The 19,893-nt window shown below is 63.7% G+C and carries 24 protein-coding genes; 16 read left to right on the top strand and 8 right to left on the bottom strand.

Features of this window, described 5'->3' with window-relative positions:
- The first annotated feature begins 103 nt into the window (after nt 1-103).
- Nucleotides 104-1,192 carry an OmpA family protein gene (locus tag BW994_RS04845; protein WP_029310558.1) on the top strand — a complete coding sequence of 363 codons (1,089 nt, stop codon included), beginning with the start codon at nt 104-106 and terminating at the stop codon, nt 1,190-1,192.
- A gap of 221 nt (nt 1,193-1,413) precedes the next feature.
- The gene (locus tag BW994_RS04850) at nt 1,414-2,502 is read left to right on the top strand and encodes an OmpA family protein (RefSeq protein WP_029310559.1); all 1,089 of its coding nucleotides are present in this window, start codon (nt 1,414-1,416) and stop codon (nt 2,500-2,502) included.
- Between the two features lie 47 nt (nt 2,503-2,549).
- Here the strand turns inward: BW994_RS04850 and BW994_RS04855 are convergent, their stop codons facing one another.
- The 4 genes from BW994_RS04855 to pyk form a co-directional block, all read right to left on the bottom strand.
- Nucleotides 2,550-3,374: a tyrosine-protein phosphatase gene (locus tag BW994_RS04855; protein WP_245801511.1), complete on the bottom strand. Its 825-nt coding sequence runs from the start codon at nt 3,372-3,374 to the stop codon at nt 2,550-2,552.
- The gene (locus BW994_RS04860) at nt 3,314-3,820 is read right to left on the bottom strand and encodes a hypothetical protein (RefSeq protein WP_029310561.1); all 507 of its coding nucleotides are present in this window, start codon (nt 3,818-3,820) and stop codon (nt 3,314-3,316) included. Before BW994_RS04860 ends, BW994_RS04855 begins: the two co-directional genes overlap by 61 nt.
- Before the next feature lie 96 nt (nt 3,821-3,916).
- Nucleotides 3,917-4,228 (bottom strand): EthD family reductase, encoded by a 312-nt coding sequence (locus BW994_RS04865; RefSeq protein ID WP_029310562.1) that lies wholly within the window; start codon nt 4,226-4,228, stop codon nt 3,917-3,919.
- Between the two features lie 63 nt (nt 4,229-4,291).
- Nucleotides 4,292-5,716 (bottom strand): pyruvate kinase, encoded by a 1,425-nt coding sequence (gene pyk, locus BW994_RS04870; protein ID WP_029310563.1) that lies wholly within the window; start codon nt 5,714-5,716, stop codon nt 4,292-4,294.
- Between the two features lie 104 nt (nt 5,717-5,820).
- On the opposite strand from pyk, the gene BW994_RS04875 reads away from it, so the two are divergent.
- The 4 genes from BW994_RS04875 to BW994_RS04890 all read left to right on the top strand — a co-directional run bounded on the left by BW994_RS04875 (nt 5,821) and on the right by BW994_RS04890 (nt 7,165).
- Nucleotides 5,821-6,135: a DUF1244 domain-containing protein gene (locus BW994_RS04875; protein ID WP_029310564.1), complete on the top strand. Its 315-nt coding sequence runs from the start codon at nt 5,821-5,823 to the stop codon at nt 6,133-6,135.
- A gap of 83 nt (nt 6,136-6,218) precedes the next feature.
- Nucleotides 6,219-6,500 carry a DUF2312 domain-containing protein gene (locus tag BW994_RS04880; RefSeq protein WP_029310565.1) on the top strand — a complete coding sequence of 94 codons (282 nt, stop codon included), beginning with the start codon at nt 6,219-6,221 and terminating at the stop codon, nt 6,498-6,500.
- 135 nt (nt 6,501-6,635) lie between these two features.
- Entirely contained in the window at nt 6,636-6,821 is a 186-nt protein-coding gene (locus BW994_RS04885) for a CsbD family protein (RefSeq protein WP_029310566.1), read from the top strand.
- A gap of 83 nt (nt 6,822-6,904) precedes the next feature.
- Nucleotides 6,905-7,165, top strand: a complete 261-nt coding sequence (locus BW994_RS04890) for a GlsB/YeaQ/YmgE family stress response membrane protein (protein WP_029310567.1) — start codon at nt 6,905-6,907, stop codon at nt 7,163-7,165.
- Between the two features lie 41 nt (nt 7,166-7,206).
- Here the strand turns inward: BW994_RS04890 and hemB are convergent, their stop codons facing one another.
- Complete coding sequence (hemB, locus tag BW994_RS04895) at nt 7,207-8,208, bottom strand: porphobilinogen synthase (protein WP_029310568.1); 1,002 nt, start codon at nt 8,206-8,208, stop codon at nt 7,207-7,209.
- Between the two features lie 152 nt (nt 8,209-8,360).
- On the opposite strand from hemB, the gene rpiB reads away from it, so the two are divergent.
- From rpiB to thiL, 9 genes are read left to right on the top strand one after another with little or no spacing between them, the layout of a single operon-like run.
- A complete protein-coding gene (rpiB, locus tag BW994_RS04900; RefSeq protein WP_029310569.1) occupies nt 8,361-8,813 on the top strand; it encodes a ribose 5-phosphate isomerase B in 453 nt (150 codons plus the stop codon).
- Nucleotides 8,810-10,108, top strand: a complete 1,299-nt coding sequence (glyA, locus tag BW994_RS04905; RefSeq protein WP_029310570.1) for a serine hydroxymethyltransferase — start codon at nt 8,810-8,812, stop codon at nt 10,106-10,108. The genes rpiB and glyA overlap by 4 nt, the downstream gene beginning before the upstream one ends.
- Before the next feature lie 6 nt (nt 10,109-10,114).
- The gene (gene nrdR, locus BW994_RS04910) at nt 10,115-10,570 is read left to right on the top strand and encodes a transcriptional regulator NrdR (RefSeq protein WP_029310571.1); all 456 of its coding nucleotides are present in this window, start codon (nt 10,115-10,117) and stop codon (nt 10,568-10,570) included.
- Nucleotides 10,567-11,661 (top strand): bifunctional diaminohydroxyphosphoribosylaminopyrimidine deaminase/5-amino-6-(5-phosphoribosylamino)uracil reductase RibD, encoded by a 1,095-nt coding sequence (ribD, locus tag BW994_RS04915; protein WP_029310572.1) that lies wholly within the window; start codon nt 10,567-10,569, stop codon nt 11,659-11,661. The genes nrdR and ribD overlap by 4 nt, the downstream gene beginning before the upstream one ends.
- Nucleotides 11,661-12,275: a riboflavin synthase gene (locus BW994_RS04920; RefSeq protein WP_029310573.1), complete on the top strand. Its 615-nt coding sequence runs from the start codon at nt 11,661-11,663 to the stop codon at nt 12,273-12,275. The genes ribD and BW994_RS04920 overlap by 1 nt, the downstream gene beginning before the upstream one ends.
- A gap of 14 nt (nt 12,276-12,289) precedes the next feature.
- Entirely contained in the window at nt 12,290-13,417 is a 1,128-nt protein-coding gene (gene ribB / locus BW994_RS04925; protein WP_029310574.1) for a 3,4-dihydroxy-2-butanone-4-phosphate synthase, read from the top strand.
- Nucleotides 13,414-13,896, top strand: a complete 483-nt coding sequence (gene ribH, locus BW994_RS04930) for a 6,7-dimethyl-8-ribityllumazine synthase (protein ID WP_029310575.1) — start codon at nt 13,414-13,416, stop codon at nt 13,894-13,896. The genes ribB and ribH overlap by 4 nt, the downstream gene beginning before the upstream one ends.
- Nucleotides 13,893-14,393 (top strand): transcription antitermination factor NusB, encoded by a 501-nt coding sequence (gene nusB, locus BW994_RS04935; protein WP_029310576.1) that lies wholly within the window; start codon nt 13,893-13,895, stop codon nt 14,391-14,393. Before ribH ends, nusB begins: the two co-directional genes overlap by 4 nt.
- Entirely contained in the window at nt 14,390-15,331 is a 942-nt protein-coding gene (gene thiL, locus BW994_RS04940) for a thiamine-phosphate kinase (RefSeq protein WP_029310577.1), read from the top strand. The genes nusB and thiL overlap by 4 nt, the downstream gene beginning before the upstream one ends.
- 6 nt (nt 15,332-15,337) lie before the next feature.
- On the opposite strand, the gene BW994_RS04945 is transcribed toward thiL, so the two are convergent.
- From BW994_RS04945 to BW994_RS04955, 3 genes are read right to left on the bottom strand one after another with little or no spacing between them, the layout of a single operon-like run.
- Nucleotides 15,338-16,213 carry an SDR family oxidoreductase gene (locus tag BW994_RS04945; protein ID WP_029310578.1) on the bottom strand — a complete coding sequence of 292 codons (876 nt, stop codon included), beginning with the start codon at nt 16,211-16,213 and terminating at the stop codon, nt 15,338-15,340.
- Nucleotides 16,210-17,184, bottom strand: coding sequence for an NADPH:quinone oxidoreductase family protein (locus tag BW994_RS04950; RefSeq protein WP_029310579.1), 975 nt, complete (start codon nt 17,182-17,184; stop codon nt 16,210-16,212). Before BW994_RS04950 ends, BW994_RS04945 begins: the two co-directional genes overlap by 4 nt.
- Nucleotides 17,184-18,467, bottom strand: a complete 1,284-nt coding sequence (locus BW994_RS04955) for an acyl-CoA dehydrogenase family protein (RefSeq protein WP_029310580.1) — start codon at nt 18,465-18,467, stop codon at nt 17,184-17,186. Before BW994_RS04955 ends, BW994_RS04950 begins: the two co-directional genes overlap by 1 nt.
- A 146-nt stretch (nt 18,468-18,613) precedes the next feature.
- Between BW994_RS04955 and BW994_RS04960 the strand changes: the two genes are divergently transcribed.
- On the top strand, nt 18,614-19,675 hold the full coding sequence (locus BW994_RS04960) for a phosphotransferase family protein (RefSeq protein WP_029310581.1): 1,062 nt from the start codon (nt 18,614-18,616) through the stop codon (nt 19,673-19,675).
- Nucleotides 19,676-19,893 lie beyond the last annotated feature (218 nt).

Raw genomic sequence — 19,893 nt, forward strand, 5'->3', positions numbered from 1 at the left:
TGCACCTCCTCCCATGACGTTCGCGGTGCTAAGTAGACTGCATCGTTTGGTATCGCCGGTTCGAATGTTTCAACACGGGTCCGGGCGCACGAGGAGACAACAGATGAGATTCCGCACAACCCTGCTTGCGGCTACCTTTATTGTGGCGCCGGCCTTTCTGCCGATCGCCGCGAAGGCACAGCCGGTCACCGGCCCCTATGTCAGTGCCGGTCTTGGCTACAACATGCTCAACAGCCGCAAGGTTAAGAGCGTCGCGATCGACGGCGTCAGCACCAACCTCGGCGCGAAGGCCTTGTTCAGCAACGGCTTTACTGGTGAAGCATCGGTCGGTTACGGTTTCGGCAATGGTTTCCGTGTTGAACTCGAAGGCGATTACTTCAACAACCAAGTCAAGAAGCTCGATGTTGGGCCGTCGCAGTTCGTTGCCAGCGGCAATGAAAAAAAGTTCGGCGCGATGGTGAATGCGCTGTATGACTTCGATGTTGGCATTCCTTACGTTTATCCGTTTGTCGGCGTTGGCGCCGGCTATCAGTTCCTCGACTGGCGTAACGTGAACATTCCGGGCACCGGTAGCTATATTAATGGCACGCCGGGCTCGTTCGCCTATCAGGGCATCGTCGGTTTGTCGTTCCCGATCCCGGGCGCGCCTGGCTTGTCGGCGAATGTTCAGTACCGCTATATGTCGACCATCGGCAGCCAGCATTACAAGGGCATTCAGGACGGCATCCCGGCGACCTTCAAGGTCGGTCGCGATTCCAACAACATGGTCCTGGTCGGGATGAGCTATGAGCTGTTCCCGCCGGCACCCCCTGCACCGCCTGCTCCTGCGCCGACCCCGGTTGCAGCCCCGGCCCCGGCCCCGGCACGGACCTATCTGGTGTTCTTCAACTGGAATAAGGCCGACCTGACGCCGCGTGCGACACAAATCGTGGCCGAGGCCGCTCAGGCATCGCAGACGACGCACGTGACCAGCCTTAACGTGAACGGCTACACCGATACCTCGGGCACTCCGGCGTACAACGAGAAGCTGTCGTATCGCCGTGCCGACAACGTTGCCGCCCAGCTGGTAACGGATGGCGTGCCGAAGAGCGACATCGTGATCAAGGGCTACGGCGAGACGCATCTGCTGGTCCCGACGGGCCCAGGCGTGCGCGAGCCGCAGAACCGCCGCGTGGAAATCATCCTGAACTGATTTTCGCTCGAATGACTTTGAAAAACCCCGGCCTCGGCCGGGGTTTTTTTATGGGGGATCGATAAATCGGCATGGTTGCGTGTGGCGTGGGTGCAACGCCGCGTTCAAATCCCGCAGGACCCTGCGGCCAACCCTGATTTGGCGCTGGTGCAATGCTATCTATGCGAAGCGTGAGGCGTCGCGTCGGCGCGGGATCATGACAGAAAATCAGGAGACGGCAAATGAAGTTCCGCAAAATGTTGATGGCGAGCAGTGTTGTCGCGGGCATGTTCCTGTTGCCGATCGCCGCCAGTGCCCAACCGGTCACCGGCGCCTACGTGAGCGCGGGCATCGGTTACAATGTCATGAACGGCCGCGAGACCAAAGGCTACGCGATCGGAGGTGTCGAGACCAACCTGCATGAGCGCACTCTGTTCAAAAATGGCTTCACCGGCGAGGCGTCGGTGGGTTACGGCTTTGGCAACGGGTTTCGGGTCGAACTCGAAGGCGATTACTTCGATAACCAGGCCCACAAAGTCGACAGTGCAACCGGGCAGGTCCCTGCGAGCGGAACCGAACGCAAATACGGTGCGATGCTGAACGGGTTATACGATTTCGATATCAGCAGCCCTTATATCTACCCCTTCATCGGCGCCGGCGTGGGTTACCAGTTCTTGGATCTGCGCAACGTGAAGACGCCGGCGAACGGTGCCTATATCAACAGCACACCCGGTGCTTTCGCCTATCAGGCGATCGTCGGGCTGTCGTTCCCAATACCGGGCGCAATCGGCCTGTCCGCCACCGTGCAGTATCGCTACCTCGCGACGGTCGGCAATGAACATTACAAGGGCACTGAAGGCGGCGTTCCAGCGACGTTCAAGGTCGGGTCAGATTCCAACAACATGGTTCTGGTCGGCTTGAACTACGAATTGTTCGCACCGATGCCCCCAGCGCCGCCGGCGCCGGCGCCGACCCCGGTTGCAGCTCCGGCTCCAGCGCCGGCGCGGACCTATCTGGTGTTCTTTAACTGGAACAAGGCCGACCTGACCCCGCGTGCGACGCAGATCGTGGCCGAGGCCGCAAAGGCATCGCAGACCACTCATGTGACCAGCCTGAACGTGAACGGTTACACCGATACCTCGGGTACGCCGGCCTACAACGAGAAGCTGTCGTACCGCCGTGCCGACAACGTCGCCGCCCAGCTGGTGACCGATGGCGTGCCGAAGAGCGACATCGTGATCAAGGGCTACGGCGAGACGCATCTGCTGGTCCCGACGGGCCCTGGCGTGCGCGAGCCGCAGAACCGCCGCGTGGAAATCATCCTGAACTGATTTTCGCTCGAATGACTTTGAAAAACCTCGGCCTCGGCCGGGGTTTTTTATGCCAGCAACAGCGACTGGAGCCGGTCCCGGCCGCTGGCGGTAATGCCGATGGCATCGAAATACCCCTGGGGTCCGCCCCAGGTCTGGTCGATTGCGGCGAACGCGGCGTCGAGATAGGCGGGATCGGTGCGGCCCAACTGATCCAGCGTGCCCGGATCGATGACACGCCCTAGCACCGTTCCCAAGGTCCGTGCGAAGTGGCGGGTTTCAACCGCAATGTCGATCCGGTTGGCGGTCTCACGGTAATCGGCCGCAATGGCCGCCGGTTCAATTCCCAGCGCGGTCAGAATCAACGCGACCGCAACGCCGGTCCGGTCCTTGCCGACGTGGCAATGCAGCAGCATCGGCACGCCCCAGCCGCTCGCGGCGGCCTCGAGTGTGGCCTGCAGCGCCGGTGCGAGCAGGCGTGGCAATGATGCGTACAGGTCGAGCATCGCCCGCCGCGCGCCGTCCGGACCAGGTTCATGCGCCAACCGGTCGATCAGCGGTTGCATGCCGGCTTCCCGGTCGGTTTCGGCCGGCATCGCGATGGTTCGGGCGGGTGCGAGCCCGGGCCAGAGAGTCGGAAACCGCCGGCGCTCCGCAGCACTGCGCAGGTCACATACCAGCTTGATGCCGAGCGGTTCGATCGCTGCGATATCGGTATCGGTCAGTGCCGATAACGCACCTGATCGATAAACCATCCCGTGCCGCAGCCTGCGCCCGCCGCTTGCGGGCAAGGCATCGACGGCACGAAAATTGGGCGCGCCGGCCAGCAAGGTCACGGCTTCGGCGCGAGGCGCTCCATCCGGCGGAACGCGCTGCTTTCGACGATGCCGCATTCGAGCACCACAATCGGCTGAATCGCCGGCGTCTGGCGGGCAAAATCGTCCAGTTGGGATTGCGAATTCAGCGCAAGGACCTGGCCGAACAGTGTCTTGCTCTGATTGCAGAATTCGCTGCCTTCGTGAATCCCCGCCGAGGATTGCACATTGGCAAGGCTGGTCACGTAACTATCCTCATAAGTATGGAACAGCCGGCCATGTTCCTCACGGAAATAAGCATCCACCGAATGCTGCTCGTCCAGAATATGCGCGTGAAACTTGGTCATGAAGGTATCGTAATCGCTGCGCTGGTCGCAGGTGAGGGCGCTGACCATCAGCGTGCTCTTCAGGCCGATGACGTCGAGCGCCTGCTGCGTGCTGGGCACCATGCAAGCCATGGCGTTGCCGCCCATGAAGGTCGCGGCGATGAGGCCGAAGGCGATGCGGCTGGCGGTACGGCGCATAAAAATCCCCACACAATAAACCGAAGCGGCCGGGCATTGTCCCGACCGCCTTCACTTAGTCTTGGAACTATCGAAAAGTAAAGTAAATTATGGCGTTCAGCTCGCGGCCTCGTTGAACTGCAGCACCGGTGTCACATTGGTGAAGTTCGGCACATCGCCCATAATCGCAGCGCCGTGCGCCGCCGCTGCCTTGCCAAACGCCGCCATGCTCTCGAATTCGAGCAGCGTGATCACACCGAATTGGGGTGCGGCACCGTCCGGACCGGGCACGCCCTTCATCACGCGTGCGCCGTGCAGACCCATCGAGCCCCAGAGGTCATGGACCATCTTCATATGAGTCGCGTGATAATAGGCCATGTCGAAGGTGGCGTCGGCGGTTTGCGGATACAGCACTGAAATCGTGATCATGGTCGTTCCCTCGTTGAGTTTGCCCCATACTGCCGTGGTCGTTGGACCGAAGCAACCCAGGCGCTACACCTTGGCGACCCGCAATGCATTCGTGCTACCGCTCTCGCCGAACGGCACGCCGGCCACCACCACGAGCTCCTCGCCCGGCTGAACGAAACCCTCCTGGCGGGCCAGCCGCACCGAGAGGTTGACGGCGTCGGTCATCGAAAACACCTGCTCGGTCACCAAGGCATGCACGCCCCACACCAGCGCGAGCCGCCGGGCGGTATCCATCGAGGGTGTCAGGCCGATCACCGGGCAATGCGGCCGCTCGCGCGCCACCCGCAGGCCGCTGGCCCCGGAACTGGTGAACGCGGCGATCGCGCGCGCGCCGATGGTATGGGCCACCTGGTCGGCCGCGCGAGCGATCGCATCGGCCGATGAATGCTCGGGATCGGGGCGTTTGGCATCGATGCCGAGGCGCCAGTCCTCGTCGCGCTCCACCCGCGCGATGATCCGGTCCATCATGTTCACCGCTTCACGCGGATACTGGCCGGCGGCGCTTTCGGCCGACAGCATCACGGCATCCGCCCCGTCGAACACCGCGGTCGCAACGTCCGAGGCTTCGGCGCGGGTCGGTGCGGGGGCGGAAATCATGCTTTCCAGCATCTGCGTCGCCACCACGACCGGCAGGCCGCGCGAGCGCGCCGCGCGGATGATCCGCTTCTGCGCGATCGGCACTTCCTCGGGCGGCAACTCCACGCCGAGGTCGCCGCGCGCGACCATCACGGCATCCGATGCATCCATGATCGCATCGAGATTATCGAGCGCCTGCGGTTTTTCCATCTTCGTCATGATCAGGGCGCGGCCGGCCGCGATCGCCTTGGCTTCCAGCACGTCTTCGGCGCGCTGCACGAAGGACAGGCCGATGTATTCGACGCCATGCTGCAAGGCGAATTCCAGATCGATCCGGTCCTTCGCGGTCAGCGCCGGAATCGGCAGCACCACATCCGGCACGTTGACACCTTTGCGGTCCGACAACGGGCCGCCGTTGACCACTTCGGTCAGCAGATGATCCTCGCGTTTGCGCAGCACGCGCAGGCGCAGCTTGCCGTCATCGAGCAGCAGCGTGGCCCCGATGCTGGCCGCCGCGATGATCTCGGGATGCGGCAGATTGACGCGGCGCGTATCGCCGGGCGCGGGGTTGAGGTCGAGCTGGAACTCCGAACCGGTCTGCAACTGGATGCGCCCGCCGCGGAACTGGCCGACGCGCAGCTTCGGGCCCTGAATATCCGCCAGAATCCCGATCGGCCGGTCAAACTTATGCTCCAGCGCACGGATCATCTCGATCCGCGCTGCGTGATCCTCATGGCTGCCGTGACTGAAATTGAGCCGGAACACATCGGCCCCCGCCTCGAACAACTGCCCGAGCATTTCGAGCGTGGAGCTTGCCGGGCCGAGGGTCGCGATGATTTTGGTGCGCCGGTGCCGCCTGAGCCGAGATGCCATTTTTGTCCCCTTTGGTCGCGCTGGAGCGCTGGTTCTGCTAGACCACCGTATGGCAAACAAGTGCGGCCCTGACCACACGCCGCACCGGTAAGGAGATGGACGTTATGGACATGACCACGATCGACGATGCAACCCGCACCGAACTCGAAGCCGCCGCGTTTCGCCGCCTGGTCGCGCATCTGCGCGAGCGCAGCGACGTACAGAATATCGACCTGATGAACCTGGCCGGGTTCTGCCGCAATTGCCTCTCCCGCTGGTATCGCGAAGAGGCTGCCGAGCGCGGCATCGACATCGCCGATCCGGCAGCGCGCGAAATCGTGTACGGCATGCCCTACAAGGAATGGCAGGCACTGCACCAAAAAGGCGCATCACCGGCGCAGCAGGCTGCGTTTGCCGCAGCGGCCAAGTCCGGTCATTGAGCCCCCAAGGCCGATCAACAGGCCATTGACCGGGTCGCGGCGCGGCTCTATCCCGCCCGCTCCCCTCAGGCTGGAGATCCCCGATGGCATTCGATACCGCTGACCAGGCGACCGCAGACCACGCGACCACCGGCAATATTGCCGCCGATCGGTTGAAGAGCATCGTCGAGCGCATCGAGCGCCTCGAAGAAGAGCGCAAGGCTCTGGCGTCCGACATCAAGGATATCTATTCCGAGGCCAAGTCCGCCGGGTTCGATGTCAAAGTGCTGCGTCAGTTGATCCGTATGCGCAAGCAGGAACCCGCCGAGGTCGAGGAACAGGAAATGCTGATCGATGTCTATCGGCGCGCGCTCGGCATGGCCTGAACGGGTCATGTTGTTTTGGTAATATTACCAGAATCATGATGGCGCACTCTCGATCCGTTTGCTCGCTCGCCTATCTGTGATGCACGAAAGGCCGGTTCGATCCGGCCCTGCACAACAGAGACAAGGAGCGAAGCAATGGTCGACCATAATCGCGTTGAAGGCGCCGCCAAGCAAGTCAAAGGCAGTGTCAAGGAAGCCGTCGGCAAGGTGACCGGCAATAAGCAGACCGAAGCCGAAGGCAAGGCCGAGCAGATTGCCGGCAAGGCTCAAGGCAAAGTTGGCGAAGCCAAGGACAAGGTTCGCGACGCCGTCAAGCGCTGAACCGGGCTTTTTCCTGACGATGGCTGCCACCGGCCGGGGCCGGTCGGCGGCCGTTTTTCAAACTGACAAAGGGATAACTTCACATGGGTATTATTGCATGGCTCGTTCTGGGCCTGATCGCGGGCTTTATCGCCAGCAAACTGGTCAACAAGCAGGGTGAGGGTATCGTGCTCGACATGGTGCTCGGCATCATCGGTGCGATCGTCGGTGGATTCATTTTCAATGCCTTCGGCAGCGTCGGCGTCACCGGCTTCAACATTTATAGTCTGATCGTGGCGGTGATCGGCGCGGTGGTGGTTCTGGTGATCTACCACGCTCTGGTTGGCGGCCGTCGCCGCATCTGAACGGAAAATCCAGGGGCTATGCCCCTGGATGGTTCGATCGTTCAGCCGGCCGAGGCCTTCAGCAGTCGCGCGGCCTCGACCGCGAAATAGGTCAACACGCCTGAAGCCCCTGCGCGGCGAAAGCCGAGCAGGGTTTCCAATATTCCCCGCTCGCGGTCGATCAGACCCAACTCCATTGCCGACGCCAGCATCGCGTACTCGCCCGACACCTGATAGGCGAATACCGGCACATGGAACGTGTCGTGCACCCGGCGCACGATATCGAGATACGGCATCCCGGGCTTGACCATCACCATATCGGCGCCCTCGTCGAGATCCATCGCGACCTCGCGCAGCGCCTCGTCGGAATTCGCCGGGTTCATCTGGTAGGTCTTCTTGTCACCCCGCAGCGCCGCGTTCGATCCCAGCGCCTCACGAAACGGGCCATAGAACGCCGAGGCGTATTTGGCCGCGTAGCTCATGATCCTGGTATGGATCAGCCCTTCGCTATCGAGTGCGGCGCGAATACTGCCGATCCGACCATCCATCATGTCCGACGGTGCGATGATGTCGATCCCGGCCTGAGCCTGGTTGACCGCCTGACGCTCGAGAATCTCGACCGATTCGTCGTTCGCGACATAATTATCCCGCAGCACGCCGTCATGGCCATGATCGGTATAAGGATCGAGCGCCACATCACCGATCAACCCCAGATCGGGAAACTCCGCCTTCAGCAGCCTCGCCGCCTGGCAGATCAGATTGTCGGGATTGAGCGCCTCGGTGCCTTCCGCGTCTTTCAATGCCGTGGGTGTGGCGGGAAACAGCGCGATCGCCGGAATCCCGAGCTTCGCCGCTTCCTCCACATGCGCGGCCAGCCGATCGAGCCCGACCCGCACCACACCGGGCATCGAACTCACCGGCGTCGGTTCGCCATCGCCCGCGCGGACAAAAATCGGCCAGATCAGATTATCGACCGACAGGGTGGTTTCGGCCACCATCCGGCGGGTCCAGGCATCGACGCGGTTGCGCCGGAGGCGTGTGGTCGGGAAACTGCCGGTGATCATGCTAAAACTCCTCGTATCTGGCCGTGATCACGCCATCGCGCGAAGCGGCGGATTGCGCAAGTTCTGTCTCGTTCTGGCCGCTGATCCTGGCACATCTGCCCGCGCAATAAGGCCTGTTTCACCCCAAACGGTCCGCGTGCTAAAGCCGCGCGATGAGCATCGCGAAAACCCTGATCGTTGGCGCCGATCACGCCGGCTACGCCCTGAAAGACACGCTGGCCCAGGCGGCCCGCGATGCCGGCTGGACCGTGATCGACTGCGGTACCAACGGCCCCGCCAGCGTCGACTACCCCGATATCGCGCACGCGGTGAGCGACCGGATCGAGGCGGGCGACGCACACCTCGGCCTTTTGGTCTGCGGCTCGGGCATCGGCATGGCGATCGCTGCCAACCGCCACGCCGGCATCCGCTGCGCCCAGGCGCATGACGCGACCGAAGCGCGGTTGTCACGCTCGCACAACAACGCCAATATGCTCGCCCTCGGTGCGCGCATCACCGGTGAGGTCGTGGCGCTCGATGCGCTGCACGCCTTCCTTTCGACCGATTATCAAGGTGGGCGGCACGATCTGCGGCTCGCGAAACTCAACCCGGAGCGGACCCGATGAACCAGCAGACCCCGATTGCCAGTATGGACCGGTTTTTCAACGCATCCCTCGCGGAAACCGACCCCGATCTCGCCGCCGCGATCGCCCAGGAACTGGCGCGCCAGCAGGACGGCATCGAACTGATCGCCTCGGAAAACATCGTCTCGCGCGCCGTGCTCGAAGCCCAGGGCTCGGTGCTGACCAACAAATATGCCGAAGGCTATCCCGGCAAGCGCTACTACGGCGGCTGTGCCGCGGTCGACATCGCCGAACAACTCGCGATCGACCGGGCGAAGCAGTTGTTCGGCTGCGAATACGCGAACGTCCAGCCCCATTCCGGCGCGCAGGCCAACCAGGCGGTGTTTCTGGCGCTATTGAACGCGGGCGACACCATTCTCGGCATGTCGCTCGCGGCGGGCGGTCATCTGACCCATGGCGCGGCGCCGAACCTGTCCGGCAAATGGTTCAAACCGGTGCAATACGGCGTGCGCCGCGAAGACGGCGTGCTCGATTACGAGGAACTCGAAAGCCTGGCGCGCGAACACAAGCCGCGCATCATCATCGCCGGCGGCTCAGCCTATCCCCGCGTGATCGACTTCGCCCGCATCCGCAAAGTGGCCGATGAAGTCGGCGCCTATTTCATGGTCGACATGGCCCATTTCGCCGGCCTCGTCGCAGCCGGCGTGTTTCCCTCGCCGTTGCCGCACGCCCATGTGGTCACCACCACGACCCACAAGACTCTGCGCGGTCCGCGCGGCGGCATGATCCTGAGCAACGACCTCGATCTCGGCAAGAAGTTCAACTCCGCGGTGTTCCCCGGCCTGCAGGGCGGCCCGCTGATGCATGTGATCGCGGCGAAAGCGGTCGCCTTCGGCGAGGCACTGCGCCCCGAGTTCCGCGCCTATCAGAAAGCCCTGGCGGAAAATGCCAAGGTGCTCGCCGCGACGCTGGTCGAAGGCGGCGTCGACATCGTCACAGGCGGCACCGATTCGCATCTGATGCTGGTCGATCTGCGGCCGAAAAACGTCACCGGCAAGGCTGCCGAAGCCTCGCTCGAGCGCGCGCACATGACAGCGAATAAAAATGCCATCCCGTTCGATCCGGCGAAACCGGCCGTGACCTCCGGCATTCGTCTCGGCACGCCGGCCGCGACCACCCGCGGCTTCGGTGCCGCCGAATTCCGCCTGGTCGGCCAATATATCGTCGAGGTGCTCGATGGGTTGTCGGCCTCGAACGATGGCGCGAACAGCGCGGTCGAAGCCGCCGTCGGTGCGAAAGTGCTGGAACTCTGCAAGCGTTTTCCGATCTATCGGTAAAGCCCGATGCGTTGCCCGTTCTGCGGCGAGGCCGATACGCAGGTCAAGGATAGCCGGCCGAGCGAAGACGGCAGTGCGATTCGCCGCCGGCGGTTCTGCCCGCAATGCAGCCAGCGCTTCACGACGGTGGAGCGCGTGCAACTGCGCGAACTGGTCGTGGTCAAGGCCGATCAGCGCCGGGTCGCCTTCGACCGCGACAAGCTGGCCCGTTCAGTGCGGATCGCCCTGCGCAAACGCCCGGTCGAGGACGAGCGGATCGAGCGGATCGTCAACGGCATCGTTCGCAAGCTCGAAGCCTCCGGCGATGCCGAAATTGCCTCCACCGCGATCGGCGAACTGGTGATGGACACGCTCAAAGAGGTCGATGCGGTCGCCTATGTCCGCTTCGCCTCGGTCTATCGCGACTTCCGCGAAGCCAAGGATTTCAAGACCTTCCTCGGCGCGATGGACCCGCCGAAATGACCGATGCCGATTGCATGGCCGCGGCGATCGGCCTGGCACGGCGCGGCCTGGGCGAGACCGCACCCAACCCGAGCGTCGGCTGCGTCATCGTCAACGCCGGCCGGGTCGTGGGGCGTGGCCGCACGGCGACCGGCGGGCGGCCGCATGCCGAGACGCAGGCGCTGGCGATGGCCGGTGCCGCGGCGCGCGGTGCAACTGTATATGTCACGCTGGAACCTTGCGCGCATCACGGCCGCACGCCGCCCTGCGCGCAAGCCCTGATCGATGCCGGGGTGGCGCGCGTCGTCGTCGCGATGCGCGACCCCGATCCACGGGTGAACGGGGCGGGACTCGCCATGCTGCGCGCGGCCGGCATCGAGGTGACCGAGGGTGTCGGGATGCCCGCGGCGCTGGCGGTGAACGCCGGGTTTGTCTCGCTGATCGAGCACGGCCGGCCGCTCGTCACGCTGAAACTCGCCACCTCGCTGGATGGCCGCATCGCGACGCGCACCGGCGACAGCCAATGGATCACCGACGATGCCTCCCGCCGCACCGCCCACACGCTGCGCGGGTCGCATGACGCCGTGATGATCGGCGTCGGCACCGCGCTGGCCGACGATCCGGAACTGACCTGCCGGATCGATGGGTTTCGCGCGGCTCCGATGATCCGCATCGTGGTCGATTCCCATCTGCGCCTGCCCCTGAACAGCCGCCTCGCGCGCGGCGCCGACGCGCATCCGCTCTGGATCATCCATCGCGACGGCGCCGATCCCGCCCGGCATGATGCCTTCGCTGCCCTCGGCGCACGCCTGTTCGCGGTGCCCGCCGCTGAAATCGGCGTCGAGCCGCAGGCGGCCCTGCGGGCACTCGGTGCCGCGGGCATCACGCGGTTATTGGTCGAAGGCGGCGGCACCCTTGCGGCCTCGTTGCTGCGTGCCGATCTGGTCGATCAGATCGCCTGGTTCACCGCCCCCCTGGTGATCGGCGGCGACGGTATTGCCGCCATCGCCGGGTTCGGCGTTGCGGAACTCGCCGCCGCGAAACGACTGACCATGCTGAGCGCAAATGCCAGCGGTGCGGACCGCCTGGCAACCTATCGGAGACAGGACTGATGTTTACCGGGATCATCACCGCCGTCGGGCGGCTGACCAGCAAATCCCCGCCGACCGCCGAGCGCGACGCGCGCTTCGTGATCGGCGTGCCGGATCGCAATGCCGCCTGGGCGGATCTCGACCGGATCGCGCTCGGTGCCTCGATCAATTGCTCCGGCTGCTGCCTCACCGTGATCGAGGCTGGCAGCGACTGGTTCGCGGTCGACGTTTCGGGCGAGACCTTGTCCAAGACCACGCTCGGCGCCTGGACCGAACAAAGCCCGATCAATCTGGAGCGCGCCCTGCGGATGGGCGATGAACTTGGCGGCCACGTAGTGTCCGGCCATGTCGATGGTCTGGGCACGGTGATATCGATGACGCCGGAACACGGCTCGACCCGCTGGCAGTTCAGCGTGCCGCAGGCGCTCGCGCGGTTCATCGCACCCAAGGGTAGCGTTGCGATCAATGGCGTGTCACTCACGGTCAACGAGGTCGAGGGCAACACCTTCGGCGTCAATATCATCCCGCATACCGAACTCGTCACCAATTTCGGCACGCTGGCGGTAGGGGATGCGGTGAACGTCGAAATAGACATGCTGGCCCGCTATGTCGCGCGGCTGGCGGAGGTTTCGTGATGGATCAGAGCAAGATGAATGCATTGCAGACGGCATCGCTGCAGACCTATTTGTCCTCGGCCGCGGAAATCATCGATGAAGCGCGCGCCGGGCGCATGTTCATCCTGGTGGATGACGAAGACCGCGAAAACGAAGGCGATCTGGTGATCCCCGCCCAGTTCGCGACGCCGGATGCGGTGAATTTCATGGCGAAACACGCGCGCGGCCTGATCTGCCTCGCCTTGACCAAGGCGCGCTGCGAGACGCTGGGCCTTAAAATGATGGCGCAATCGAACGGTTCGCGCCACGAAACCGCCTTCACGGTCTCGATCGAGGCGCGCGAGGGTGTGACCACCGGCATCTCGGCGGCGGATCGGGCGCGCACCATCGCGGTCGCGATCAATCCGGAATCCAGTGCTGCCGATATCGCGACACCCGGCCATATTTTCCCCCTGATGGCGCGTGACGGCGGCACGCTGGTGCGCACCGGCCACACCGAAGCCGCGGTCGATATCGCGCGGCTCGCCGGCCTCACCCCGGCCGGCGTGATCTGCGAGATCATGAACGAAGATGGCACGATGGCGCGGCTGCCCGACCTTGTGAGTTTCGCCCAATATCACAACCTCAAACTCGGCACGATCGCCGATCTGATCGGCTATCGCCGGCGCGTCGAAAAACTGGTCCGCCGGACCGGCGATGGCGCGCTGACCGATGGGGCCGGCCAGCAATGGCGCATGGTCAGTTTCGAAAACACCGTCGATCACGTCGAGCATCTCGCGCTGGTGAAGGGCGATGTCGCGGCCGATGATCCGGTGCTGGTGCGGATGCACGCCATCAGCACGATCGACGATATTCTGGGCGGCGATCATATTCGCGATCTGCGCCGCGCGATGGCACAGATCGCCGAGGCGGGCAGGGGGGTCGTCGTGCTGATCCGCGAGGCGAGGCCGGATGCGATCTCGACGCGCCTCGCCCAGATCATGGGCGGTGCGCGCACCGGCACCGTGCTGCGTGACTACGGCATCGGCGCACAGATTCTGACCGATCTTGGCGTGCACGACATGATTTTGTTATCGAATCACAAGCGGGCCGTTATCGGGCTGGAGGGCTACGGGTTGAACATCGTCGATCAACTGCCGATCGAGGGCAAGGCAACACCATGAGCACCGCCGATGCCCTGGCACCCATTGTGCCGGTCGTGCCGGGTAGCGCACCGCATGTGCTGATAATCCGCGCGCCATATTACCGCGATATCGTCGATGGCATGACCACTGCGGCGGGGGCCCTGCTGGCCGAAGCGAACGCCACGGTCGAGACCATCGATGTCGCCGGCGCCTACGAACTTCCCCAGGCCCTGCGCATCGCGCTGCGCGGCAAACAAGCGTTCGATGGTTTCGTCGTGCTTGGTTGCGTCGTGCGCGGCGAGACCGATCATTACGATTACATCTGCAGCACCGCCATGAACGGGCTGATGAACGTCGCCGTGCAATACGGTATCTGCCTCGGCACCGCGCTGCTGACGGTCGATACCATCGCCCAGGCCGAGGCGCGGTCGGCCGAGACTGGCTCTAACAAAGGTGCGGAAGCCGCCGCCGCCTGCCTCAGGCAGATCGCGCTCGCACGCCTTCTGGGGGCGGCATGACCGCGGCATCGGGCAAGGGCGTGCGGCCGCGCACGCTGGCACGCGTCGCCGCCGTGCAGGCGCTGTATCAATGCGAGCAGAACGGCGAAACGGCTGAAACCGTTATCGAACAATTCATCCGCCACCGCATCGGCGCGCTGCCCGGCAAGCCCGGCGTGGCCGATGGCCGGGTACCGGAAGCGCATGCGCCGCTGTTCGGTCGCATCGTGCGTGTGGCGACCGAACAGCAGGATGTGATCGACCCGATGATTGTTAGCCTGCTGCCCGAAGCCTGGCCGATGGCGCGGCTCGACCCGGTGCTGCGCGCCCTGCTGCGCGCCGGCGGTGCTGAGTTATGGATGACCGACGGGCCGCCGCCCCGCGTCGTGATCAACGAATATCTCGATGTTGCCCACGGATTCCTGAAAGAGGACGCCGTGCAACTCGGCAACGCCGTGCTCGACCGCATGGCCCGGATTCTGCGCCCGAACGATTTTGCCGAGGCCGAAGCGGGGTGAGCGGCAGCGAGTTCGACCGGATCGCGCGTTATTTCGCGCCCCTGGCGAACGAAGCGGCGCTCCGCCTGACCGATGACGCGGCGGTATGGTCGCCGCCGCCGGGGCGGCAATTGGTGCTCACCGTCGATCAGATGATCGAAGGTATCCATTTCCTGCCCGACGATCCGCCCGATTGCGTCGCCCGGAAACTGCTCCGCCGCAACCTGTCCGATCTCGCCGCGATGGGTGCCGCACCGATCGGGTATTTGCTGACCACGGCGTTGCGCGCGGCAACGCCGGAGGCGTGGCTTGCTGATTTCGCCGATGGTCTGGCGCAGGATCAGCGCACCTATAACATCACGCTGTTTGGCGGCGACAGCACCTCGACCACTGGGCCGATCATGACATCGGTCACCATGATCGGGCACGTAGCACCCGGCACGGCGCTGCTGCGCACCGGTGCCCGGCCCGGCGATGCGATTTTCGTGACCGGCACGATCGGCGATGCGGTGCTGGGGCTGGAGGCGGCGCGTGGCAACATTGCTGACCCGGGCAGTTTTTTTTCCACGCGCCGCCTGCTGCCCGAACCCAGAGTGGGCCTGCCGCTCGCGGGCCTGGTTCATGCCGCGATCGATGTGTCCGACGGTCTGATCCAGGATCTCGCGCATCTCTGCACCAACGCAGGCCTCGGCGCGGTGATTGAGGCGGCGCTGGTGCCGCAATCATCCGCCGCGCGCTCTGCCGGCGATGCCTGGCTCGAAACGCGCCTGACCGGCGGCGATGATTACGAATTGATCCTGGCCGCACCCGCCACGGCCGAGCCTGCGCTGCGCGCCGCGTGCGGCACGGTGCCGCTCACGCGGATCGGCACGATGACCGCCGCGCACAGCAACATCATCATCAACGATGCTTCAGGCACCCCTCTGCATTTCGCCCGGCAAGGCTGGCAGCATTTCTGAGCCGGTTCAGCCCGGCGCGGTAAACGCCACGTCTTTCTTGAAGGAAAACGGATCGGTCGGGTTGCGCTGTGCCAGGATATCCGCAAGCCGCAACTCGACCGATCCCAGAATCCGGGGATGCGTCAGGCAGTAGAACTGCTCAGCCTCAATCGCCGCAAAGGTCTTTGCCGCGACATCACCAGCACTCAGCCGCCCCGAAGTCACCGCCTTGCGCGTCTGTTCGTCGGCAAGCCGCTGGCTCTCGGTAGCCGGCGTCGTGTTCGTCAGATCCGCCGGCCGGTTGCGCCCGGCATCCTTGATGCCGGTATCGACGAAGGCTGGGCACAGCACAGTAACGCCGAGCTTCGATCCGGTGATCCGCAAATCCTGAAACAGCGTTTCGGACAGCGTGACCACGCCATGTTTCGAAACATTATACGGCCCCATCGTCTGCGCCGAGAGCAACCCTGCGACCGAGGCCGTGTTGATGATATGACCTTCATGTTTGCCCGCGATCATGCGTGGCACAAAGCAGCGCACACCGTGGATTACACCCCACAGATTGACGCCGAGCACCCATTGCCAATCGGCAACCGAATGTTCCCAGATCAAGCCGCCAGTGCCGACGCCGGCATTGTTGAACAGCAGATGCACATGGCCAAAGGTATCGAACACGGTGGCGGCGAACCCATCCATCGCATCGGCGTCACTAACATCGAGCCGATGCGCGATCACCGCAGCACCCGCAGCTTGAAGCTCTGCGGTGATGGCATCGAGTGCGTCCTGCTGGATATCCGCCAGCGCCAGTTTCATCCCCCGTGCCGCCGCAATCCGGGCAAACTCGCGCCCGAAGCCGCTGCCCGCCCCGGTAATGACGGCGATGCGATCTTTGAAAATCTTCATGGAACCACCACGATTTTGCCGGTCACCTTGCGGTCCGCCATGTCCTGCAGCGCCTGCGCCGTGTCGGCCAGCGGATAGGCCTTCGAAATCAGCGGCCGGATCTGGCCGTTCTGCAACATCGCGAACAAATCCTGCATCATCGCGATCTGGTTCTTGGGCTCGCGCCGGGCGAAATCGCCCCAGAACACGCCCACCAGCGAAGCCCCTTTGAGCAACGGTAAATTAAGCGGCAGGCTGGGGATTTCACCATCCGCAAAGCCGATGACGAGATACCGGCCACGCCAGGCAATCGAGCGGAATGCCGGCTCGGCAAATCGCCCGCCGACGGGGTCGAAAATAATATCGGGCCCGCGCCCCTCGGTATGCGTCTTGATCGCGGCGCGCAAATCCTCGGTGCTGTAGTTGATCGTGGCATCGGCGCCGCGGTCGCGGCAGATCACCAATTTGGCATCGTTCGAGGCAGCGGCAATCACGTTCGCGCCGCGCGCCTTCGCAATCTCAACCGCCGCCAGCCCCACACCACCAGCCGCACCCAGCACCAGCACGGTATCGCCCTGCTTGACGCCGCCGCGATCGATCAGCGCGTGGTGCGAGGTGCCGAACGCCAGAATGAAGCCTGCGGCGACATCGTAGGGCACATGGTCAGGGATCGGCACGCACAGATGCGCATTAAGCGCGATTTTCTCAGCAAACCCGCCGGTCGAGCACAAGGCCAGAACGCGATCGCCGATCTTGAAGTCGGTCACGCCTTCGCCAACCGCCTCGATCTCGCCTGCCACTTCCGCGCCCGGGGTGAACGGCAGGGTCGGCTGGACCTGATATTTTTTCTGAATAATCAGAACATCGGGAAAATTCACGCCCGCAGCATGAATTTTGATGACGACTTCACCCTCACGTGCGACCGGATCGGCAATCTCGCGATGCTGCAGCGTCTCCGGCCCGCCCCATGCCGCGCAGACGATTGCGCGCATCAGAGCGGCAATCCCGGTTCGGACAAGCCATCCGCGATCATCACGTTCGGATAGCCGCCCGACCGTGCCGGATCGGTGTTCTGATAGCGGCGCTGTTCCAACCGCGCCAACTGGTCGCGGTGGACTTCATCGGGGCCATCCGCCAGCCGCAGGGTGCGCTGATGAGCGTAGGAACTCGACAGCCAGGTGTCAGCAACGCCGCCGCCGCCGAACGCCTGGATCGCCCAATCGACGATCTTGCATGCGATATTCGGCGCCACCACCTTGATCATCGCAATTTCGGCCCGCGCACCCTTGTTGCCGACCGTGTCCATCATATACGCGGCTTTCAGCGTCAGCAGCCGCGCCTGATCGATCATGATCCGTGATTCCGCGATGCGCTCACGCCAGACGCTCTGCTCGGCAACCGGCTTGCCGAACGCGGTGCGCGATTCCAGCCGGCGGATCATGCGTTCCAACGCGCGTTCGGCAACGCCGATCGAGCGCATGCAGTGGTGAATCCGTCCCGGCCCCAGCCGGCCCTGGGCAATTTCGAAACCGCGGCCCTCACCTAACAGAATGTTGGCGGCCGGCACGCGTACATTGTCGAAAATCAACTCGGCATGGCCATGCGGCGCATCATCATCGCCGAACACCGGCAGGGCGCGTTTCATGGTGACGCCTGGATGGGGAAACGGCACCAGGATCATCGATTGCTGCTTATGTCGATCAGGGTTGGCGGGGTCTGATTTTCCCATCACGATCAGCACATGGCAGCGCGGATCCGGCGCGCCGGAGATCCACCATTTATGGCCATTGATGACATATTCATCGCCATCACGCCGGATCTCGGTCTCGATATTGGTCGCATCGGACGATGCGACGCGCGGCTCGGTCATCGCGAAAGCCGAGCGGATTTCGCCGGCCAGCAGCGGCTTCAACCACCGCTCCTTGTGCTCCGCCGCCGCATAGCGGGTCAGCACTTCCATATTGCCGGTATCCGGCGCCGAACAATTGAACGCCTCGGGCCCGAACGGGCTGCGCCCCATGATTTCGGCAAGCGGCGCGTATTCCATATTGGTCAGCCCAGCGCCGTGTTCGGACTGCGGCAGAAACAGATTCCACAACCCTTCGGCTTTGGCCCTCTGCTTGATCTCGCCTAACAAAGCGAGCGGCTGCCAGCGGTCGGCCTGGCTGTGCGCGGTATGGAACAGCGCCTGTTCGTTCGGATAGATATGCGCCGCCATGAAATCCGCGACGCGCGCGCGCAAGGCCTCGGTCTTGGTGGAATAGTCGAAGTCCATGGCGGCATTTCCCTTATCATCGTGCAATTTTTCCCGATTGTGCGGCTTGCCCATGCGTTACGCAAGTCCCCCATGCGGCATTGCGCCGCAAGCTTGACACGCCGTGGCGCGATCAGGATGCTCCCTCCCAAGCGGAGGAAACTTGCATGAATGACGCATCGGCACCGAAACTGGTTGAGGTTCTGCCGCAGCATCGCCTCGATGATGCGCGGTTGACCGACTATCTCGCCCGTCACATCGCGGGCTTCACGCCGCCCGCCGTCATTCGCCAGTTCCAGGGCGGCCAATCGAACCCGACCTATCTGATCGAGGCATCGGGCCAGCGCTACGTGCTGCGCAAAAAACCACCCGGCACGCTGCTGCCCTCGGCCCACCAGATCGACCGCGAATACCGCATCCAGAGCGCGCTCGCTGCCACCGCCGTGCCGGTCGCGCCGATGCTGCACTACTGCGACGACGAAACGATTATCGGCACCAGCTTCTACCTCATGGCGCATGTCGCGGGTCGGGTGTTCCACGATGTCATGATGCCCGGCGTCAGCGCGCCCGATCGCGGGGCGATCCAGCGCAATCTGATCGAGGCGATCGCAGCGCTGCACAGCGTCGATTATCGTGCGGTCGGGCTCGAAAGCTTCGGCCGGCCGGACAATTACGTCGCCCGCCAGATCGATCGCTGGACCCGCCAATACGAGGCCTCGAAAACCGAAGACCTCCCGGCCATGACCAACCTGATCGCCTGGCTGCGTGCGAACATCCCGGCGCGTGATGAAACCGCGATCGTGCACGGCGATTTCCGGCTCGGCAACATGGTCGTCGATCAGGACCAACCCCGCATCGCGGCCGTGCTCGACTGGGAATTGTCCACGCTCGGCCATCCGCTCGCCGATCTCGCCTATTGCTGCATGTCCTACCACCTGCCGCCCGGATCGGGTCCCGCTATGGCTGGCTACCAGGGCATCGATGTCGCCGCGATGGGGCTGATGAGCGAGGCCGAAGCGCTCGCCCTCTACGCCAGCCTGACCGGGCGCGCGGCGATCGAACACTGGCAGTTCTTCATGGGATTCTCGCTGTTCCGCTCCGCCGCGATCGTCGAAGGCGTCTACGCCCGCTCCCTCGCCGGCAACGCGGCCGATGAACGCGCGGGACGCATGCACGACATGTGCATCGCTGTCGCTGAGACCGGGTGGAACGTGGTGCGTGGGGGCTAGGATGAAGTAAGAGAGAACTTCTTTTTTGTAAAAAAGAAGCAAAAAACTTTCTGAATCTGGGACGCCGGACGTTTCAACAGTACGCACCAAATTAGCGAAGTTTTTTTTGCTTCTTTTTTGTTCACAAAAAAGAAGACGTCTTCCTTCCCTTGGCCGCGCCCCGTCACCTTGCGCCCAAGCCTGCCCGCCCTGTAAGGCTGAGCCCCCAAGATCGAGCG

This window comes from Acidiphilium rubrum (genome assembly GCF_900156265.1).
GTDB lineage: Bacteria > Pseudomonadota > Alphaproteobacteria > Acetobacterales > Acetobacteraceae > Acidiphilium > Acidiphilium rubrum.

Excerpts from the sequence above, each read along its gene's own strand:
- BW994_RS04845 (WP_029310558.1), top strand. The coding sequence starts at position 104 with ATGAGATTCCGCACAACCCTGCTTGCGGCTACCTTTATTGTGGCGCCG.
- BW994_RS04850 (WP_029310559.1), top strand. The coding sequence starts at position 1,414 with ATGAAGTTCCGCAAAATGTTGATGGCGAGCAGTGTTGTCGCGGGCATG.
- BW994_RS04855 (WP_245801511.1), bottom strand. The coding sequence starts at position 3,374 with ATGCGGCATCGTCGAAAGCAGCGCGTTCCGCCGGATGGAGCGCCTCGC.
- BW994_RS04860 (WP_029310561.1), bottom strand. The coding sequence starts at position 3,820 with ATGCGCCGTACCGCCAGCCGCATCGCCTTCGGCCTCATCGCCGCGACC.
- BW994_RS04865 (WP_029310562.1), bottom strand. The coding sequence starts at position 4,228 with ATGATCACGATTTCAGTGCTGTATCCGCAAACCGCCGACGCCACCTTC.
- pyk (WP_029310563.1), bottom strand. The coding sequence starts at position 5,716 with ATGGCATCTCGGCTCAGGCGGCACCGGCGCACCAAAATCATCGCGACC.
- BW994_RS04875 (WP_029310564.1), top strand. The coding sequence starts at position 5,821 with ATGGACATGACCACGATCGACGATGCAACCCGCACCGAACTCGAAGCC.
- BW994_RS04880 (WP_029310565.1), top strand. The coding sequence starts at position 6,219 with ATGGCATTCGATACCGCTGACCAGGCGACCGCAGACCACGCGACCACC.
- BW994_RS04885 (WP_029310566.1), top strand. The coding sequence starts at position 6,636 with ATGGTCGACCATAATCGCGTTGAAGGCGCCGCCAAGCAAGTCAAAGGC.
- BW994_RS04890 (WP_029310567.1), top strand. The coding sequence starts at position 6,905 with ATGGGTATTATTGCATGGCTCGTTCTGGGCCTGATCGCGGGCTTTATC.
- hemB (WP_029310568.1), bottom strand. The coding sequence starts at position 8,208 with ATGATCACCGGCAGTTTCCCGACCACACGCCTCCGGCGCAACCGCGTC.
- rpiB (WP_029310569.1), top strand. The coding sequence starts at position 8,361 with ATGAGCATCGCGAAAACCCTGATCGTTGGCGCCGATCACGCCGGCTAC.
- glyA (WP_029310570.1), top strand. The coding sequence starts at position 8,810 with ATGAACCAGCAGACCCCGATTGCCAGTATGGACCGGTTTTTCAACGCA.
- nrdR (WP_029310571.1), top strand. The coding sequence starts at position 10,115 with ATGCGTTGCCCGTTCTGCGGCGAGGCCGATACGCAGGTCAAGGATAGC.
- ribD (WP_029310572.1), top strand. The coding sequence starts at position 10,567 with ATGACCGATGCCGATTGCATGGCCGCGGCGATCGGCCTGGCACGGCGC.
- BW994_RS04920 (WP_029310573.1), top strand. The coding sequence starts at position 11,661 with ATGTTTACCGGGATCATCACCGCCGTCGGGCGGCTGACCAGCAAATCC.
- ribB (WP_029310574.1), top strand. The coding sequence starts at position 12,290 with ATGAATGCATTGCAGACGGCATCGCTGCAGACCTATTTGTCCTCGGCC.
- ribH (WP_029310575.1), top strand. The coding sequence starts at position 13,414 with ATGAGCACCGCCGATGCCCTGGCACCCATTGTGCCGGTCGTGCCGGGT.
- nusB (WP_029310576.1), top strand. The coding sequence starts at position 13,893 with ATGACCGCGGCATCGGGCAAGGGCGTGCGGCCGCGCACGCTGGCACGC.
- BW994_RS04945 (WP_029310578.1), bottom strand. The coding sequence starts at position 16,213 with ATGAAGATTTTCAAAGATCGCATCGCCGTCATTACCGGGGCGGGCAGC.
- BW994_RS04950 (WP_029310579.1), bottom strand. The coding sequence starts at position 17,184 with ATGCGCGCAATCGTCTGCGCGGCATGGGGCGGGCCGGAGACGCTGCAG.
- BW994_RS04955 (WP_029310580.1), bottom strand. The coding sequence starts at position 18,467 with ATGGACTTCGACTATTCCACCAAGACCGAGGCCTTGCGCGCGCGCGTC.
- BW994_RS04960 (WP_029310581.1), top strand. The coding sequence starts at position 18,614 with ATGAATGACGCATCGGCACCGAAACTGGTTGAGGTTCTGCCGCAGCAT.